Origin of the sequence: Sphingobium sp. B12D2B (assembly GCF_025961775.1) — a bacterium.
Classification (GTDB): Bacteria; Pseudomonadota; Alphaproteobacteria; order Sphingomonadales; family Sphingomonadaceae; genus Sphingobium.
This window is the reverse complement of the sequence record NZ_JAOQOH010000001.1, coordinates 2,849,562-2,865,698: the sequence shown is the minus strand read 5'-3', so window position 1 is coordinate 2,865,698 and position 16,137 is coordinate 2,849,562. Positions and strand designations below refer to the sequence as shown.

15 protein-coding genes are annotated in these 16,137 nt (G+C 66.7%); all 15 read left to right on the top strand.

All coding sequences use genetic code 11. The annotated features are described in order from the left end of the window. Positions 1 to 137 precede the first annotated feature (137 nt). The 15 genes from M2335_RS13555 to M2335_RS13485 all read left to right on the top strand — a co-directional run bounded on the left by M2335_RS13555 (position 138) and on the right by M2335_RS13485 (position 16,137). Positions 138 to 617 carry a division/cell wall cluster transcriptional repressor MraZ gene (locus tag M2335_RS13555; protein WP_220128503.1) on the top strand — a complete coding sequence of 160 codons (480 nt, stop codon included), beginning with the start codon at positions 138 to 140 and terminating at the stop codon, positions 615 to 617. Continuing rightward, positions 617 to 1,597, top strand: a complete 981-nt coding sequence (gene rsmH / locus M2335_RS13550) for a 16S rRNA (cytosine(1402)-N(4))-methyltransferase RsmH (protein ID WP_264595024.1) — start codon at positions 617 to 619, stop codon at positions 1,595 to 1,597. The genes M2335_RS13555 and rsmH overlap by 1 nt, the downstream gene beginning before the upstream one ends. Beyond that, positions 1,594 to 2,223 (top strand): colicin transporter, encoded by a 630-nt coding sequence (locus tag M2335_RS13545; protein WP_264578307.1) that lies wholly within the window; start codon positions 1,594 to 1,596, stop codon positions 2,221 to 2,223. The genes rsmH and M2335_RS13545 overlap by 4 nt, the downstream gene beginning before the upstream one ends. Next, positions 2,223 to 3,977, top strand: coding sequence for a peptidoglycan D,D-transpeptidase FtsI family protein (locus M2335_RS13540; RefSeq protein ID WP_264595023.1), 1,755 nt, complete (start codon positions 2,223 to 2,225; stop codon positions 3,975 to 3,977). Before M2335_RS13545 ends, M2335_RS13540 begins: the two co-directional genes overlap by 1 nt. Beyond that, positions 3,977 to 5,404: a UDP-N-acetylmuramoyl-L-alanyl-D-glutamate--2,6-diaminopimelate ligase gene (locus tag M2335_RS13535; protein WP_413716147.1), complete on the top strand. Its 1,428-nt coding sequence runs from the start codon at positions 3,977 to 3,979 to the stop codon at positions 5,402 to 5,404. The genes M2335_RS13540 and M2335_RS13535 overlap by 1 nt, the downstream gene beginning before the upstream one ends. Then, positions 5,401 to 6,780, top strand: coding sequence for a UDP-N-acetylmuramoyl-tripeptide--D-alanyl-D-alanine ligase (locus M2335_RS13530; protein ID WP_264595021.1), 1,380 nt, complete (start codon positions 5,401 to 5,403; stop codon positions 6,778 to 6,780). The genes M2335_RS13535 and M2335_RS13530 overlap by 4 nt, the downstream gene beginning before the upstream one ends. Further along, positions 6,780 to 7,850 carry a phospho-N-acetylmuramoyl-pentapeptide-transferase gene (gene mraY, locus M2335_RS13525; RefSeq protein ID WP_264572201.1) on the top strand — a complete coding sequence of 357 codons (1,071 nt, stop codon included), beginning with the start codon at positions 6,780 to 6,782 and terminating at the stop codon, positions 7,848 to 7,850. The genes M2335_RS13530 and mraY overlap by 1 nt, the downstream gene beginning before the upstream one ends. Further along, positions 7,847 to 9,181 carry a UDP-N-acetylmuramoyl-L-alanine--D-glutamate ligase gene (gene murD / locus M2335_RS13520; protein WP_264595020.1) on the top strand — a complete coding sequence of 445 codons (1,335 nt, stop codon included), beginning with the start codon at positions 7,847 to 7,849 and terminating at the stop codon, positions 9,179 to 9,181. The genes mraY and murD overlap by 4 nt, the downstream gene beginning before the upstream one ends. 113 nt (positions 9,182 to 9,294) lie before the next feature. Continuing rightward, positions 9,295 to 10,455, top strand: a complete 1,161-nt coding sequence (ftsW, locus tag M2335_RS13515) for a putative lipid II flippase FtsW (protein WP_264572369.1) — start codon at positions 9,295 to 9,297, stop codon at positions 10,453 to 10,455. Next, complete coding sequence (gene murG, locus M2335_RS13510; RefSeq protein WP_264595019.1) at positions 10,452 to 11,618, top strand: undecaprenyldiphospho-muramoylpentapeptide beta-N-acetylglucosaminyltransferase; 1,167 nt, start codon at positions 10,452 to 10,454, stop codon at positions 11,616 to 11,618. The genes ftsW and murG overlap by 4 nt, the downstream gene beginning before the upstream one ends. Further along, on the top strand, positions 11,615 to 13,042 hold the full coding sequence (murC, locus tag M2335_RS13505) for a UDP-N-acetylmuramate--L-alanine ligase (RefSeq protein WP_264595018.1): 1,428 nt from the start codon (positions 11,615 to 11,617) through the stop codon (positions 13,040 to 13,042). The genes murG and murC overlap by 4 nt, the downstream gene beginning before the upstream one ends. Further along, the gene (locus M2335_RS13500; protein ID WP_181558866.1) at positions 13,042 to 13,275 is read left to right on the top strand and encodes a hypothetical protein; all 234 of its coding nucleotides are present in this window, start codon (positions 13,042 to 13,044) and stop codon (positions 13,273 to 13,275) included. The genes murC and M2335_RS13500 overlap by 1 nt, the downstream gene beginning before the upstream one ends. Continuing rightward, positions 13,275 to 14,219 (top strand): UDP-N-acetylmuramate dehydrogenase, encoded by a 945-nt coding sequence (gene murB, locus M2335_RS13495; protein ID WP_264595017.1) that lies wholly within the window; start codon positions 13,275 to 13,277, stop codon positions 14,217 to 14,219. The genes M2335_RS13500 and murB overlap by 1 nt, the downstream gene beginning before the upstream one ends. Next, positions 14,216 to 15,178 (top strand): D-alanine--D-alanine ligase, encoded by a 963-nt coding sequence (locus M2335_RS13490; protein ID WP_181558868.1) that lies wholly within the window; start codon positions 14,216 to 14,218, stop codon positions 15,176 to 15,178. The genes murB and M2335_RS13490 overlap by 4 nt, the downstream gene beginning before the upstream one ends. Continuing rightward, positions 15,175 to 16,137 (top strand): cell division protein FtsQ/DivIB, encoded by a 963-nt coding sequence (locus tag M2335_RS13485; protein ID WP_264574587.1) that lies wholly within the window; start codon positions 15,175 to 15,177, stop codon positions 16,135 to 16,137. Before M2335_RS13490 ends, M2335_RS13485 begins: the two co-directional genes overlap by 4 nt.

Sequence of the window (16,137 nt, the reverse complement as noted above, 5' to 3'; positions counted from 1 at the left end):
GGGTGGGCTGCTAATACCGCAGGCCTAGGGGCACTCGTATCTTTGCGAGTCTATCAACCGGTCAGCCTGGTGCTTTCCGGAGCGGGAAGGCCTGTGCCCCGCGCAGGGAGTTCGTTGGGGTGTCATCGGCTTATTTCATGGGGAACGGGGCCAGTGCCCTGGACGGCAAGGGGCGCTTCGCGCTGCCGATGTCGTTCCGCTCCGTCCTGAATGAGCACAGCACCCAGCCCGGCACCATGCTTGTTCGGGCCGATCCCACCCGCAAATATGTGTCGCTTTTCGGCAGCAAACAGCTCGATTTCTTTCAGAACAAGTTCGACGAGGCCGCCCGCATCGCCATGACCCGTGGCGAGGATTTCGACGCGGAAATGGCGGATGCGAACTTCTGGAGCACCATCAAGACCGTTACCATCGACTCCGGCGGCAGGTTCACCCTGCCGCCGGCTTTTCGGCGGTTGTACGGCATCACCGACGCGCTCTTCATTGTGGGGGGCGGTCGCCTCGTCCAGCTTTGGAGCCCCGAGCGCTTCCTCGCCGAGAATTCGGCGAACCTGCTTGCCATCGAGGAATGCGAAACTTTCCTCGATGAGCTCAAGGCCAAACGGGAGGAGCGCTGATGAGCGCGGCTTCCCTTGCGAACCCGCCGGCCGAGCCGCACCGCCCCGTGCTGCTCGACGAAGTGCTGGACGCGCTTGCCATTGCCCCTGGCGAGCGTCATGTCGACGGCACATTCGGTGCCGGCGGGTACAGCCGCGCCATGGCCGCGCGCGGTGCGCGGGTCTTCGCGATCGATCAGGATCCTGACGCCATTTCCGAAGGGCAGGCGGTCGTCGCAGCCAGCGAGGGCGCGATCACGCTGCTCGCCGGCAATTTCGCGCAGATGGAACGGCTGCTGGCTGAGGCCGGTGTCGACGGCGTGGATGGCGTGACGCTGGATATCGGCGTCTCCTCGATGCAGCTTGATCGCGAGCGGCGCGGCTTCTCGTTCCGCTTTCCGGATGCCCCTCTGGATATGCGGATGAACCAGTCCGGCGAAACGGCAGCCGAATTTCTCAACCGCGTCGATGAGACCGAGCTGGCCGACATCCTCTATCATTATGGCGAGGAGCGGCAGTCGCGCCGTGTCGCGCGCGCCATCGTGGCGGCGCGCCCGCTGGCGACCATCGGCGATCTCGTCGGCGCGGTCCACAAGGCGCTCGGCAAGCGGCCCGGCGACAAGACCGATCCGGCGACGCGGACTTTCCAGGCGATCCGCATTCATCTCAATGGCGAGCTGGATGCGCTGGAGCGCGGTCTGGATGCCGCCGAGGCCGTGTTGCGCCCGGGCGGCCGGCTGGCGGTGGTGACCTTCCACAGCCTGGAAGATCGCATCGTCAAGAATTTCCTCCGCACGCGCAGCGGGCAGGAGGGTGCCGGCTCGCGCCACCGACCGGAGGTCAAATCCGCCGTGCGGCCGACCTTCCAGAAGCCCGCGCGCGCTGTTCGCCCCGGCGATGCCGAGCTCAAGTCCAACCCCCGTGCGCGCTCCGCAACGCTGCGTAGCGCCATCCGAACTGAAGCCCCTGCCATGCACCAATCTGTGGGAGCACGATCATGATCGCCATCAAGCGCTTGCAAAGCATCATGTGGATTCTCGTGGTCGCCATGGGGGCGCTCGCCGCCTATCTGATCAGCCTGCAGGTGGCGACGGAGCGGAACGCGGTGCGGCATACGATCGACCAGATCCGCTGGACCCGCGCCGACATCCGCTATCTTGAGGCGGAATTCGGTGCGCGGGCAACCATGCGTCAGCTCCACGCCTGGAACACCAGCGACCTGCGCCTGTATGTGCCGGCGCCTGCGCAATATCTGCCCAATGAGCGCGCGCTCGCCAATCTGGATCGCATGGCACCGGTGACCGGCGGCTACAGCCCGCCGCCCGTCATGACCGCGATGGCCCAGAACACCCCGCCTGCGCCGGTCGCGGCAGCGCCCGACAAGCCGGCAGCGCGCAGCGGTGCCGATGTCGCTTCGGAATTCGCGTTCATTCGCACCGCCTCGGCTGCCGAGCCCCGGCCGCCCGTGGCGGAGGTTAAGGCGAAGCCGGCAACGCGCGCGCCGGCAGAGGCTGCGGCGCGCCGCACTGTCGAGCCCGATCCGGCCTCCCGCAAGGCAGCGCGGCTGGCCCTGCTCGACAAGAAGCTGCTCGGCGGCCCGGCCCTAAGTGAAGCCATGGTGCCCTGATGGCCACCATTTTGGCGCGGCCCGAGCCGCGTTCCGAGAATCGGAAGGCGACAGATCTGGTCACGGTGGCCCACGGCCGGATCATGCTCCTCCTGCTTATTTTCGCCGCGATCACAATGGTGATGGCGGCGAAAATGGTCTGGATGGGCATCGACGCCGGCACCCAGGCGGAGCGCATGGCCAGCCCAATCCCGATTCCCGGTCGCGCTGACATTGTCGACCGCAATGGCGTGCCGCTGGCGCGCGATATCGATGGCTACGCCATTGCCGTGCGCCGCGACCGCCTGCTCGGCGATCCGCGCGATCTGGCCAAAAAGCTCCACGCGATCTTCCCCGACCAGTCCGAAGCGGATTTCTACGCCAAGCTGACCTCGGGCGGGCAGTGGAACTACCTCCGCACCCGTGCCGTCCCGCGCGACGTCGCCGCTGTGAATGCGCTGGGCGAGATCGGCATCGAGTTTCCGCGCGAGGCGGAGCGTCTGTATCCGCAGCGCACGCTGGCCGCGCACCTTATCGGCTTCGTCAATCGGGATGGGTTCGGTGCCATGGGCGTCGAGCGCGCTTTCGATGACCGGCTGACCGACGAAAAGACGCGCGGGCAGCCGCTGCAGCTCTCCATCGATAGCCGCGTTCAGGCCGCGCTGGAGGAAGAGCTTTCGCTCGGCATGGCGGAGCAGAGCGCCAAGGGCGCCGTTGGCATCGTGCTGGATTCGCGCAATGGCGAAGTGATCGCGATGGCGTCTCTGCCCACATTCAATCCCAACCGCCTGGTGCCGGTCGAGGCGCCGATGGTGATGGGCCCGGACGGCCAAATGCGCCGGGGCCAGATCACCTGCGACATGTCGCCGCGCTGCAACCGCGTGGTTCAGGCGCGCTACGAGCTCGGCTCGACGTTCAAGCCGCTGTCTTTCGCCATCGCCATGGATGCGGGCGTCATCGTCAGCATGAGCAAGCGCTATGATGCCACGGCGCCGCTGCCGGTCGGGCGCTTCACCATCAAGGATGACCACCCCCTGGGCCGCTGGCTGACGGTGCCGGAGGCGCTGGTGCACTCCAGCAACATCGTCACGGCCCGCATCGCCGATGAAATGGGGCAAAAGCCGCTTGAGGCTGCCTATCGCTCGCTGGAGTTCGACCGTCCGGCCACGGTGGAGCTGCGCGAACAGGCCGGCACGCTGTTCCCGTCGCGCTGGTATCGCACGACGATCATGACGACGGCCTATGGCCACGGCATCGCCGTGACGCCGATGCATCTGGCGAGCGCATATGCCGCGCTGGTGAATGGTGGCATCTGGCACCCCACCACCGTTCTCAAGCGCAAGCCGAATGAACAAGTAGCCGCGCGCCGGGTGTTCTCCGAGCAGACCAGCGCGAAGATGCGCCAGTTGCTGCGGATGATCGTGCAGACCGGCACCGGGCGCAATGCGGATGCCGAAGGCTATCGCGTCGGCGGCAAGACGGGCACGGCCGAGAAGCCCAAGGACGGCGGCTATGCCCGTCGCTCGCTGGTCTCCACCTTCGCTGCGGCTTTCCCGATGGAAGCGCCGCGCTACGTCGTCATCGTGATGATGGACGAGCCGCAGGGCAGTGCGCGCTACCCGGGCATCCGCACGGCCGCTTATACGGCGGCCCCGGTGGTGAAGTCCTTCGTGTCGCGCGCCGCGCCGCTGCTGGGCGTCTATCCCGAGGCGTTCCGCGACGTCGACATTTCTGAGCTGACCCCGTTGGTCAAAGACGAAGAGGTGGCCGAATGATGCGCCTTTCCACGCTCGTGCCTGACTCGATCGATCCGGCCAAGGACGCCGAGGTGAGCGGCTTCGCGCTGGACCATCGCAAGGTGGCGCCCGGCGCCGTGTTCGGCGCGTTTCGCGGCGCGCGGGTGAACGGCGAGGACTTCATCGACGCCGCCATCGCTGCGGGCGCCGTGGCTGTCGTCGCGGCGCCGGATGCGCGCGTGGCCGGCGTCCCCCACATCGCCGCCGAGGAACCGCGCCGCCTGTTCGCGAGCCTCGCGGCGCGCTATTACGCGCCCTATCCGCAGACGCTGGTCGCGGTCACCGGCACCAATGGCAAGACCTCGACGGTCGAGCTGACCCGGCAGCTCTGGCGCATGATGGGTCATGGCGCCGCGTCCATCGGCACGCTGGGCGTGACGACGGCCGTGGATCAGGTTTCGACCGGCCTCACGACCCCGGACGTGGTGACCTTCCTCTCCAATCTGGCCGGGCTCGCCAAGGAAGGCATCGACCATGTCGCCTATGAGGCGTCGAGCCATGGGCTGGCCCAATATCGGGCCGAGGGGCCGCGCGTTGCGGCGGGCGCCTTCACCAATCTGAGCCGCGATCATCTCGATTATCACGGCACCATGGACATGTATTTCGCGGCCAAGATGCGGCTGTTCGACGAGGTTGTCGCCGACGACGGCGCCGCTGTCATCTGGGCCGATGACGAGCGCTCTGCCGAAGTGATCGAGCATGTGCGTCGCCGGGGCTTGCAGTTGATGACCGTCGGTTCGGCCGGCGAGACGCTGCGGCTGGTCACGCAAACGCCGACCCATCTTGGGCAGGCGCTTATGATCGAGGCGGAGGGCGGCACGCACAAGGTCGATCTGCCGCTCATCGGCGCCTATCAGGCCGCCAATGCGCTGGTTTCCGCCGGACTGGTCCTCGCAACCGGCGGCGCGCTGAAGACGGTGCTGGGATTGCTCTCGCGCGTGCAGCCGGTGCGCGGTCGGCTGGAACGCGCCGTCATCACCACTGCCGGTGCGCCGGTTTATGTCGATTATGCCCATACGCCCGACGGGCTGCGGGCGGCCATCGAAGCGCTGCGCCCGCATGTGCGCGGCCGGCTCATCACCGTGTTCGGCGCCGGCGGGGATCGCGATGCCGGCAAGCGCCCGCTGATGGGCGGCGTTGCCAGCGACCTGAGCGATGTCGTGATCGTCACCGACGACAATCCGCGCGGGGAAGACCCGCAGGTGATCCGCGCCGCAATCATGGCCGGCGCGCCGGGCGCGCGGGAGATTGGCGGGCGACGGGCTGCCATCGCTGCCGCCATCGCCGAGGCCGGGCCGGACGATATCGTGCTGCTGGCCGGCAAGGGGCATGAGCAGGGTCAGATCATCGGCGATCGCGTGCTGCCGTTTGACGATGTCACCGTGGCGCGGGAATGCGCTGCATGAGCTTGTGGACCTCCGACGAGATCGCCGCAGCGACTGGCGGGACAGCCTCCACGGCCTTCGCGGTGGGCGGCGTCGCGTTCGATAGCCGGGAGGTCGCGACCGGCGATCTCTTCGTCGCGCTGCATGGCGAGAGCGCGGATGGTCACGCCTATATTCCAGGGGCGCTGGCGTCCGGCGCATCGGGGCTGCTGGTGGATCGGGCGGTCGAAGGCCCCTGCGTCCGCGTCGCCGACACCGCGAAGGGCCTCGATGACCTTGGCCGTGCCTCGCGCGAACGGACGTCGGCAAAGATCATCGGCGTCACCGGCTCCGTGGGCAAGACCGGCGTCAAGGAAGCGCTGTTCGCCGCCTTCGACCGGATGAGCCAGGGCGCCGCCCATCGTTCGCTCAAGAGCTATAACAATCATGTCGGTGTGCCGCTCTCGCTGGCGCGGATGCCGCGCGAGGCGCGTTATGGCGTGTTCGAGATGGGCATGAATCACGAGGGCGAGCTGCGCGCGCTGACCGCGCTCGTCCGCCCGCATGTCGCCATCGTCACGACGATTGCGCCCGCGCACATCGAGTATTTCGGGACGGAAGAGAAGATCGCGCTGGCCAAGGCGGAGATCTTCGAAGGCCTTGTCGAAGGCGGCACGGCGGTTATCCCCGCCGACTCGCCCCATGCGCCGCTGCTGACAGACCACGCCCGTCGTCACGCCGGGCAAGTTGTCACCTTCGGGCGCGATTCCGGGGCGGATGTCCGACTGATCGACGAAATGTCCGTGGGCGCTGCCGGCACCCGCATCACCGTGCAGACCCGCGCGGCGCGCCTCAGTCTGGTGGTCGGAATGCCCGGTCGCCACTGGGTCAGCAATGCGCTGGGCGTACTGGCCGTGGTCGAGGCCGCCGGTGGCGATCTGGCGCAGGCCGGGCTTGCGCTGGCGGAAATGACCGGGCTGCCGGGCCGGGGCGCGCGCCGCCCCATCGCGACCGCGGACGGTGGCGAGGCCTTGATCATCGATGAAGCCTATAACGCCAATCCCGCCTCCATGGCCGCCACCTTGGCGCAGCTTGGCGAGGAGCGGGCGCAGCGGCGGATCGCGATATTGGGCGCGATGAAGGAGCTCGGCGACCAGTCCGCGCCGCTTCATGCGGGGCTGGCGCAGGCCATTCGCGATGCGAAGGTGGATGTGGCGCTTCTGGTCGGCGAGGAAATGGCACCGCTCGCCGATGCTCTGGCCGGCGAAATTTCCGTCGAGCATGTCGCAAATGTCGATCAGGCCGTTGAATTCGCACGCTTAACGGTCAAAAGCGGTGATGTCGTGCTGGTCAAGGGGTCCAACAGTGTCGGACTTTCGCGACTTGTCGAACAGCTCGCAGCAAGCGAGGTGGCCTGATGCTTTATTGGCTCGCTGAACAACTGAATTTCCCAGGCATCTTCAACCTGGTCCGCTACCTCACATTCCGGGCCGGCGCCGCGATCATGACGGCGCTGATCATCGGGCTGGTGATCGGTCCCCGCTTCATCGGCTGGCTGCGTGTCCGCCAGGGCAAGGGGCAGCCGATCCGAGAGGATGGGCCGCAGACGCACTTCGTCAAGCGCGGCACGCCGACCATGGGCGGGTTGATGATCCTCACCGCCATGGCGAGCGCCGTGCTGCTGTGGATGAACGTCACCTCGGTCTATATCTGGGCCTGCCTCATCGTGACGCTCGGCTTTGGCGCCATCGGTTTCATGGACGATTATGACAAGGTGACCAAGGCGAGCCACAAGGGCCTCTCCGCCCGGGCGCGCCTGCTGGCGGAATTCGGCATCGCCGGTTTCGCCACCTGGCTGATCGTCAGCCAGAACGGCACCTTGCTGTATCTGCCCTTCTGGAGCGGCGGGGCGCTGGACCTCGGGCCGCTTTATTATCTGTTCGGCGCCTTCGTCATCGTCGCCTTCGGCAATGCCGTGAACCTCACCGACGGGCTGGACGGGCTGGCCTCCATGCCGGTGATCGTGGCGTCGATGGCCTTCATGCTCATCGTCTATCTTGTCGGCCGCGCCGATTATGCGTCCTATCTCGGCATTCCCCATGTGCCGGGCGCGGGCGATCTGGTGATCCTGTGCGGCGCGATTGTCGGGGCGTGCCTCGCCTTCCTGTGGTTCAATGCGCCGCCGGCAGCGGTGTTCATGGGCGATACCGGCAGCCTCGCGCTGGGCGGCACCATCGGCGTGATCGCCGTGGCGGCCCATCACGAAATCGTGCTGGCGGTCATCGGCGGCATCTTCGTGGTAGAGGCGATGTCGGTGGTCATTCAGGTGTTCTTCTACAAGCGCACCGGCAAAAGGGTGTTCCGCATGGCGCCCATTCATCATCATTTCGAGCAGCTTGGCTGGCCCGAATCCACGGTGGTGATCCGCTTCTGGATCGTCTCCTTCGTCCTCGCGCTCGCGGGCCTTGCGACGTTGAAGCTGCGATGATCGTTTCCCCCGCCTTTGCCGGCAAGCGCTATGCCGTTCTGGGGCTGGCCCGCTCCGGTCTTGCCACGGTCGATGCCCTGGCGGCCAGCGGTGCCCATGTCATCGCCTGGGACCAGCGCGAGGATGCGCGGGCACTGGTCGCGGACAAGGCCGAGCTGGGCGATCCGATGGAGATGGATCTGGCCGGGCTGGACGCGCTGGTCGTATCACCCGGTGTGCCGCTCAACCGCCATCCGGTGACCTGCCGTGCACGCGCCGCCGGCGTGCCGATCATCGGGGACATCGAACTCTTCGCGCTGGCACGGTCGAGCCTGCCCGCGCATCGCGTGGTCGGCATCACCGGCACCAATGGCAAATCGACCACGACGGCGCTGATAGATCATATCGTGCGCACCGCAGGCCTGCCCTCGCGCATGGGCGGGAATATCGGCCTGCCCATTCTCGCGCAGGCACCGCTGCCGGAGGGCGGCGTCTATGTGCTGGAGCTTTCCAGCTATCAGATCGATCTGACCTTCAGTCTCGATTGCGACGTGGCGGTGCTGCTCAACATCACGCCCGATCATCTCGACCGCTATGATGGCTTTGAGGGCTATGTCGCGTCCAAGCAGCGCCTCTTTGCCATGCAGTCGCCCGATCATCCGGCGATCATTGCGGTGGACGACGCGGTGACGCGGCGCATCGCCGATGCTCTGCCGCAGACCGTGCCCGTGACGGCCCAGTCGGTTGCCGCCGAGGACCAGTCCCGCTGGCCCGCCTTGCAGGGGCCGCACAATGCGCAGAATGTCGCGGTCGCCAAGGCCGTGGCAGAGGCGCTGGGCATTGCGCCCGAGACGACGGCGCAGGCGCTGGCGAGCTATGTCAGCCTGCCGCACCGCATGCAGCGCGTTGCCGAAATCGACGGCGTGCTGTTCGTCAACGACAGCAAGGCGACCAACGCCGCCTCGACCGCGCCGGCGCTCGCTGCCTGGCCGCCGGTCGACGGACGGTCGCGCATCCACTGGATTCTCGGCGGTCTCGCCAAGTCGGATTCGCTCGATGAGTGCGCGGCGGGCTTCCCCAACATCGCGCGGGGCTACACCATTGGCGAGGCCGGGCCGCTGTTCGCCCGTCTGCTGGGTGAGGCCTCCGTGCCCGTCACCGAATGCGAGTTGATGGTCACGGCCGTGGCCGAGGCTGCCGCGCATGCGCAGCCGGGCGATATCGTCCTGCTTTCGCCGGCCTGCGCGTCGTTCGATCAGTTCCGGGATTTCGAGGCGCGGGGCGATGCCTTTGCGGCCGCCGTGGCCGCGCTTCGCGATAAAGCAGGGGCAGAAACGGGGGCAGGGGCATGAGCGAGCGCGGGGACGAAGGCGTAGTCATGGTCGAAGGCGAGGCGGCGAAGCCGGTTACCGCGCCGCCGCTCGATGTCGCCTTGTCTCCTTTGCGCGCCCGCCCCGGCAAGCCCATGCCGCGCGAGCGGACCGCGCTGGCGATCTGGTTCTGGGAGATCGACCGAGTGCTGCTCGGCCTCATCGTGGTGCTGATCGCGATCGGGCTGGTGGCGGTCGCGGCGGCCTCGCCCGTGGCGGCGGCCAAGCTGTCGACCCATTCGGCCTCGCTCTCGCCCCTCTATTTCTTCTATCGCCAGCTCATGTGGATCGGCCTCGGTCTGCCGCTGATGATCGTGATTTCCATGCTCCCGCGTACCCAGGCCCGCCGTTTGGCGGTCGGTCTGGCGGCGCTGTTCGCGGTGATGCTGGTGCTGGTGCCGATCATCGGGACGAGCGTGAATGGCGCCTCGCGCTGGCTGGGCAGCGGCGCCTTCCGCTTCCAGCCCTCCGAGTTTCTCAAGCCCTTCTTCGTCGTTGCGATTGCCTGGCTGCTGTCGCTGCGCGCGCGCGATCCGTCACTACCGGTGATCCCGCTGACGGGCATGTTGACCGGCATCGTCGCCCTCCTGCTCATGCGGCAGCCGGACTTCGGCCAGACGGTCATTTTCGTGGCCTGCTGGGGTGCGCTGCTGCTGGTGGGCGGCGCCTCGATCAAGCTCCTCTCGGGTTTTGCATGCGGCGGCCTCGGCCTGTTCGTGCTGACCTATCTCTTCTACGACAATGGTCGTGAGCGCATCGATTCCTTCCTCAACCCGGTCGTCGATCCGGCGGCGGGGCCGGATCAGGTGCAGCTGGCCTATGCGACCATCACGCGCGGCGGCCTGACTGGCGTTGGTCCCGGCGGCGGCACCGCCAAGTTCAATCTGCCCGAGGCCCATACCGACTATATTTTCTCGGTGATCGGCGAGGAGTTCGGCCTGATCGCCTGCATCGCCATTGCGCTCGTCTATCTCGCCATCATCGTGCGGGTGCTGCTGCGGCTGCTGGATGAGGAAGATCCATTCATCGTCATGGCAACCTCCGGCCTTGTCTTCGTGATGGGCGTGCAGGCGGTCATCAACATGGGCGTGAACATTCATATCTTCCCCTCCAAGGGCATGACGCTGCCATTCATCAGCTATGGCGGCTCGTCGATGATTGCCTTGTGCTCGGGCATCGGCCTGCTGCTGGCCTTCACCCGGCGGAACCCGTATATGTCGCGCTCCCCCTACGTCGTCACATGGAGCGGGCGATGAGCCTTTTTCGGCATTATGTTCTGGCTGCCGGTGGCACGGGTGGGCACATGGTCCCCGCCCACGCCATCGCGCAGGAGCTTATGGCGCGGGGCCACCGCGTCGCCCTGATTACCGACGAGCGTGGCGCCAAGATTCCGGGCCTGTTCGAGGATGTGCAGACGCATGTGCTGCCGGCCGGCCGCATGTCCGGCGGTATTTCCGGCTGGATCAGGGGCTTCAAGGCCATTCTCGAAGGGCGCGCCATGGCCAGGCAGCTTTATTCGACCTTCGAGCCGGCCGCCGTGGTGGGCTTCGGCGGCTATCCGGCGCTGCCGGCGATGCTCGGCGCCTTTGCGGCAGGCATACCGGCGATCGTGCATGAGCAGAATGCGGTGCTCGGCCGCGTCAACCGGCTGGTGGCCCGCAAGGTGGCTGCGATCGCGACCGCTTATCCCGATGTGAAGCGCCTCGCCAAACGCCATGCGGACAAGACCTATCTGGTCGGCAATCCGGTGCGGGAGTCCGTTCTGGCCCTGCGCGACGAGCCGTTCCCGGTCTTCTCCGATGAGAGCGTGCTGCGCCTGCTGGTCACCGGCGGAAGCCAGGGCGCGTCGATCCTCTCGCAAGTCGTGCCGGCCGGGCTTGGCATGTTGCCGATCAGCCTGCGCCGCCGGCTGCAGGTCACGCAGCAATGCCGGCCCGAGGACATCGAGCAGGTCCGCGCGCTCTATGCCGAGATGGAAATTCCTGCCGATCTGGCGACCTATATCGAGGACATGCCGACCAAGCTGGCCTGGTCGCACCTTGTGATCGGGCGCGCCGGCGCCTCGACCATTGCCGAACTCACCGCCGCGGGGCGCCCCGCCATCCTCATACCTTTGCCGAGTGCCATGGATAACCACCAAGCCTATAATGTCCTCGAGATGGTGAAGGCGGGCGGCGCCCGCGCGATCGACCAGAGCAAGTTCACGCCCGCCGAGCTGGCGCGCCAGATGCAGAAGCTGGCAATGGAACCGGGCGCGCTCCAGAACGCCGCCAAGCGCGCGCATCGCTGCGGCCGCCCGGATGCGGTGAAGGACATGTGCGATCTCATCGAGAGCTTCGGCCCCGCGCCGCAGACCATCGACACCGTGCGGGCCGCAGAAGCGCCGCGCATGGCTGGCCTTGCGGGAGCGGGCGCATGAAGGGCGTCGGCACGGATATCGGTACGATCCACTTCATCGGCATTGGCGGCATCGGCATGTCCGGCATCGCCGAGGTGATGCACAATATGGGTTACAGCGTGCAGGGCAGTGACATGTCGGAAGGCTATGTCATCCAGCACCTGCGCGATCTCGGCATCAATGTGATGATCGGTCACAAGGCCGAGAATCTGGGTGATGCCGCCGTGGTGGTGACCTCCACCGCGATCAAGCGCGGCAATCCGGAGGTGGAGCTGGCGCTGGAGAATCGCGTGCCCGTCATCCGCCGCGCCGAGATGCTGGCCGAACTGATGCGGCTCAAATCCACCGTCGCGGTGGCCGGCACGCACGGCAAGACGACGACGACCTCGATGATCGCGGCGCTGCTCGATGCCGGCGGAATTGACCCCACCGTCATCAATGGCGGCATCATCAACAGCTACGGTTCCAACGCGCGCCTCGGCAACAGCGACTGGATGGTGGTCGAGGCCGATGAGAGTGATGGCAGCTTCCTGCGGCTGGACGGTACCTATGCCGTCGTCACCAACATCGATCCCGAGCATCTCGATCATTATGGCTCGTTCGATGCGGTGAAGGACGCGTTCGTCGAGTTTGTCGAGAATGTGCCCTTCTATGGCGCCGCCATGCTCTGCCTGGATCACCCGGAGGTGCAGGCGATCCTGCCGCGCGTGCAGGATCGGCGCATCGTGACCTATGGCTTTTCCGCACAGGCCGACCTGCGCGGCGAAAATGTCCGGCCCGTTCCCGGTGGCAATATGTTCGACGTGCAGATCCGCGAGCGTGATGGCTCGACGCGACGCATTGCGGACATCACCATGCCGATGCCCGGCCGGCACAATGTTCTGAATGCCATGGCCGCCATTGGCGTCGCCCTGCAGATGGGCATTGACGATGCAACGATCCAGACCGGCTTCGCCAGCTTCGGCGGCGTCAAGCGGCGCTTCACCAAGGTGGGCGAGATCGAGACGGGCGGCGGCAAGGCCGTCGTCATCGATGATTATGGCCATCACCCGGTGGAAATCCGCGCGGTTCTCGCAGCGGCCCGCGAAGGGGCGCAGGGCAGGGTGATCGCCGTGGTGCAGCCTCACCGCTTCACGCGGCTGCGCGATCTGATGGACGAGTTCCAGCAATCCTTCAACGATGCCGACATGGTCTATGTCTCGCCCGTCTATCCGGCCGGCGAGCAGCCGATCGACGGCGTGGATGCCGATGCGCTGGTCGCCGGCCTCAAGCGTCGCGGCCATCGCGCGGCGCAGACCATCGGCGATGCCGATGCGCTTGCTGCGGCCCTCGCTGCGGACCTGAAGGCCGATGACATGATCGTCTGCCTCGGCGCTGGCGACATCACCAAATGGGCGGCTGGTCTGGCGCCGGCCATCGCGGCATCGGGCGAGGGGCGCGGCTGATGTGGGAGCTGATGCGCATCGGCCTGGAGATGCAGGAGCGCATGATCGAGGTGCATGGCAAGAGCCTCGACATGGCGCGCGAGATGATCGACGCCGTCGAGAGCCATGCCGCCATGGGGCCGAAGGGCATGGGGCAGGCGGCGCTCGACATGGGTGAAGCCATGAACCGTGCCGGCAAGGCGCAGGCCGATCTGATCGGGCGTTGGTCCAGCTGGTGGAGCGGTCGCTCCTGATGCATCCCGCCGCTTCCGTGAACGTCGATCGACAGCTGAGCCCGGACGGTATTGCCGTGCGGGGCAAGCTGACGCGCGGTGCGCCGCTCGCGCCGTTGGTGTGGTTCAAGGCAGGCGGTGCGGCGGATTGGCTGTTCGAGCCGGCGGATGCGGATGACCTCGCGCAATTCCTCTCGGCGCTGGATCTCTCGGTGCCGGTGATGGCGCTGGGCCTTGGGTCTAACATGATCGTTCGCGATGGCGGCGTGCCCGGCGTGGTGGTTCGGCTCGGCAAAGCCTTCGCGCGCGTAGACCAGAGCGCGCCGCAGACGCTGCGGTGCGGCGGGGGCGCGTCTGGCATTCTGGTCTCCTCCACCGCACGCGATGCGGGCATTGGCGGGCTTGAGTTCCTCCGCTCCATTCCGGGCACGGTCGGCGGCTTCGTGCGCATGAATGGCGGCGCTTATGGACGCGAGGTGAAGGACATTCTGGTCGAGGCCGAGGTCATCCTGCGATCCGGCGAGCAGATTGTTCTGCCGCTGGATGCGCTCGGCTTCACCTATCGGCATTCGACGCTGCCCGAGGGTGCAGTGGTGATCGCGGCGACATTCCGCGGCGTTCCGGCTGAGCCGGCCGCCATTCAGGCGGAAATGGACCGGATCGCGACCGCGCGGGAAGAATCGCAGCCGCTGCGCAGCAAGACGGGTGGATCGACCTTCAAGAACCCGCCGGGCGAAAAGGCCTGGGCGCTGGTCGACCGGGCCGGCTGCCGGGGCCTGAGCCTTGGCGGGGCGCAAGTGAGCGAGAAGCACACCAATTTCCTCATCAACATCGGCGGGGCGACCAGTGCGGACATCGAGTCCCTTGGCGAAGAGGTGCGCCGGCGCGTGCAGGCAGAAAGTGGCATAACCCTCGAATGGGAGATTCAGCGCGTGGGGCGTTCGGCGCAGGAGCAGGGACAATGAGCATCAAGCGTCTCAAGGTCGCCGTGCTCATGGGGGGCTGGGCCGCCGAGCGGCATGTCTCGCTGTCGAGCGCGAAAGGCATCATCCAGGCGCTGGAAGAGCGCGGCCATGAGGTCGTGCCCATCGATCTGGGCGCGACCCGGGCGGAGGGCCGTGATTTTCCGGCCAAGCTCATCGCGGCCAATCCCGACATCGTGTTCAATGCCCTGCATGGCGTGCCGGGCGAGGATGGCACCGTGCAGGGACTCATGGACATCATGGGCTTCGCCTACACGCATAGCGGTCTGGCAACCTCGGTCATCGCCATCGACAAGCAGCTCACCAAGCAGCATCTCGTGCCCCATGGCATCCCGATGCCCGGCGGCCATATCGTCGAATGCGAGAGCCTGTTCGCCGGCGATCCCTTGCCGCGCCCCTATGTGCTCAAGCCGGTCAATGAAGGCTCGTCGGTCGGCGTCGCCATCGTCACGGAAGAGGGCAATTATGGCAACCCGATCGCGCGCGATGCGGTGGGGCCGTGGCAGGATTTCGACCAACTGCTGGCCGAGCCGTTCATTCGCGGCCGTGAGCTGACCGTCGCCGTGCTCGGCGACCGGGCGCTTGCGGTGACGGAGCTGCGCCCCAAAAGCGGCTTCTACGATTATGACGCGAAATATACCGATGGCCTGACCGACCATATCTGCCCGGCGCCCGTGCCGGCCGAGATGGCTGCGGCGATGATGGACATCGCGCTGCGGGCGCATCGTCTGCTCGGCTGCAAGGGCACGTCGCGCTCCGACTTCCGCTGGGATGACGAGCGCGGGCTCGATGGCCTGTATCTGCTGGAAGTGAATACGCAGCCCGGCATGACGGCGTTGAGCCTGGTGCCCGAGCAGGCGAAATATTTGGGCATGAGCTATGGCGAACTCGTAGAGAGCATCATCGCCGAGGCTCTGGCGGACCGTGGGGGGAAGCAATGAACAGCGCGACGATCAAGCGCGGCTCGGCGAGCGGCGCGCGCGGCGGCCGGGCCGGCCGCAAGCCGCGGCGGGCGAGGAGCAATCTGGACAAGCTGCTCGACTATGTTCCGCTCAGTCCGGCGCAGATCAATCGGTTGATGACCTGGGGGATCGGCCTGGTCCTCTTCATCCTGCTGTGGGTCACCGCCAGCTTCATGGGCTTGCCGGCGATGCTGCGCGCCGAGGTGAACGATCTCGCCGGGCGCGCAGGCTTTGCCGTCGCCAAGATCGAGGTGCGCGGGCTCGAGCGCATGGACGAGATGCAGGTCTCCGACATCGCGGTGAAATATGTCGAGCGCTCGATGCTGGCGGTCGATCTCGACAATCTGCGCAACGAGGTCATGCGGCTGGGCTGGGTGAAGGAGGCGCGGATTTCCCGCCGCCTGCCCGATGCGCTGATCGTCGATGTGGTCGAGCGGCAGCCGGCTGCGGTCTGGCAGAATGGCGGGCAATTGATGCTGGTGGACGCCGCCGGCGTCGCGCTCGGCCCGGTCGAGGCCAATGCCTTGCCCGATCTGCCCCTGGTGGTGGGGCCGGATGCCAACAAGCGGACGAAGGCGCTGGCCGAACTGATGAACGCCGCGCCGGCCCTCAAGCCGATGCTCGCCGGCGCGACCTGGGTTGGCGGGCGCCGCTGGGATCTGCGCTTTCAGTCCGGCGAGCAGCTGATGCTCCCCGAGGGCGATGCGGATGCTGCCGCTGCGCTGGTCAATTTCGCGCGCATGGATGGCGTGGACCGGCTGCTCGGGCGCGGGGTGCTGCGATTCGACATGCGCGATCCCGCGCGGTTCGTGCTGCGCCTGCCGCCGGGCAAGAAAGAGGATGAAGCGCCGGCGGTGACGTCGGCGAAGGATTCGGCTGTCGTGACGTCCGGCGAGAAGGATCGATCGACGACCTCTGCATCGGGTGGGGAGGGCTAA

Excerpts from the sequence above, each read along its gene's own strand:
- ftsW (WP_264572369.1), top strand. The coding sequence starts at position 9,295 with ATGCCGCGCGAGCGGACCGCGCTGGCGATCTGGTTCTGGGAGATCGAC.
- M2335_RS13490 (WP_181558868.1), top strand. The coding sequence starts at position 14,216 with ATGAGCATCAAGCGTCTCAAGGTCGCCGTGCTCATGGGGGGCTGGGCC.
- rsmH (WP_264595024.1), top strand. The coding sequence starts at position 617 with ATGAGCGCGGCTTCCCTTGCGAACCCGCCGGCCGAGCCGCACCGCCCC.
- murB (WP_264595017.1), top strand. The coding sequence starts at position 13,275 with ATGCATCCCGCCGCTTCCGTGAACGTCGATCGACAGCTGAGCCCGGAC.
- murG (WP_264595019.1), top strand. The coding sequence starts at position 10,452 with ATGAGCCTTTTTCGGCATTATGTTCTGGCTGCCGGTGGCACGGGTGGG.
- mraY (WP_264572201.1), top strand. The coding sequence starts at position 6,780 with ATGCTTTATTGGCTCGCTGAACAACTGAATTTCCCAGGCATCTTCAAC.
- M2335_RS13545 (WP_264578307.1), top strand. The coding sequence starts at position 1,594 with ATGATCGCCATCAAGCGCTTGCAAAGCATCATGTGGATTCTCGTGGTC.
- M2335_RS13485 (WP_264574587.1), top strand. The coding sequence starts at position 15,175 with ATGAACAGCGCGACGATCAAGCGCGGCTCGGCGAGCGGCGCGCGCGGC.
- M2335_RS13555 (WP_220128503.1), top strand. The coding sequence starts at position 138 with ATGGGGAACGGGGCCAGTGCCCTGGACGGCAAGGGGCGCTTCGCGCTG.
- murC (WP_264595018.1), top strand. The coding sequence starts at position 11,615 with ATGAAGGGCGTCGGCACGGATATCGGTACGATCCACTTCATCGGCATT.
- M2335_RS13540 (WP_264595023.1), top strand. The coding sequence starts at position 2,223 with ATGGCCACCATTTTGGCGCGGCCCGAGCCGCGTTCCGAGAATCGGAAG.
- M2335_RS13535 (WP_413716147.1), top strand. The coding sequence starts at position 3,977 with ATGCGCCTTTCCACGCTCGTGCCTGACTCGATCGATCCGGCCAAGGAC.
- murD (WP_264595020.1), top strand. The coding sequence starts at position 7,847 with ATGATCGTTTCCCCCGCCTTTGCCGGCAAGCGCTATGCCGTTCTGGGG.
- M2335_RS13530 (WP_264595021.1), top strand. The coding sequence starts at position 5,401 with ATGAGCTTGTGGACCTCCGACGAGATCGCCGCAGCGACTGGCGGGACA.
- M2335_RS13500 (WP_181558866.1), top strand. The coding sequence starts at position 13,042 with ATGTGGGAGCTGATGCGCATCGGCCTGGAGATGCAGGAGCGCATGATC.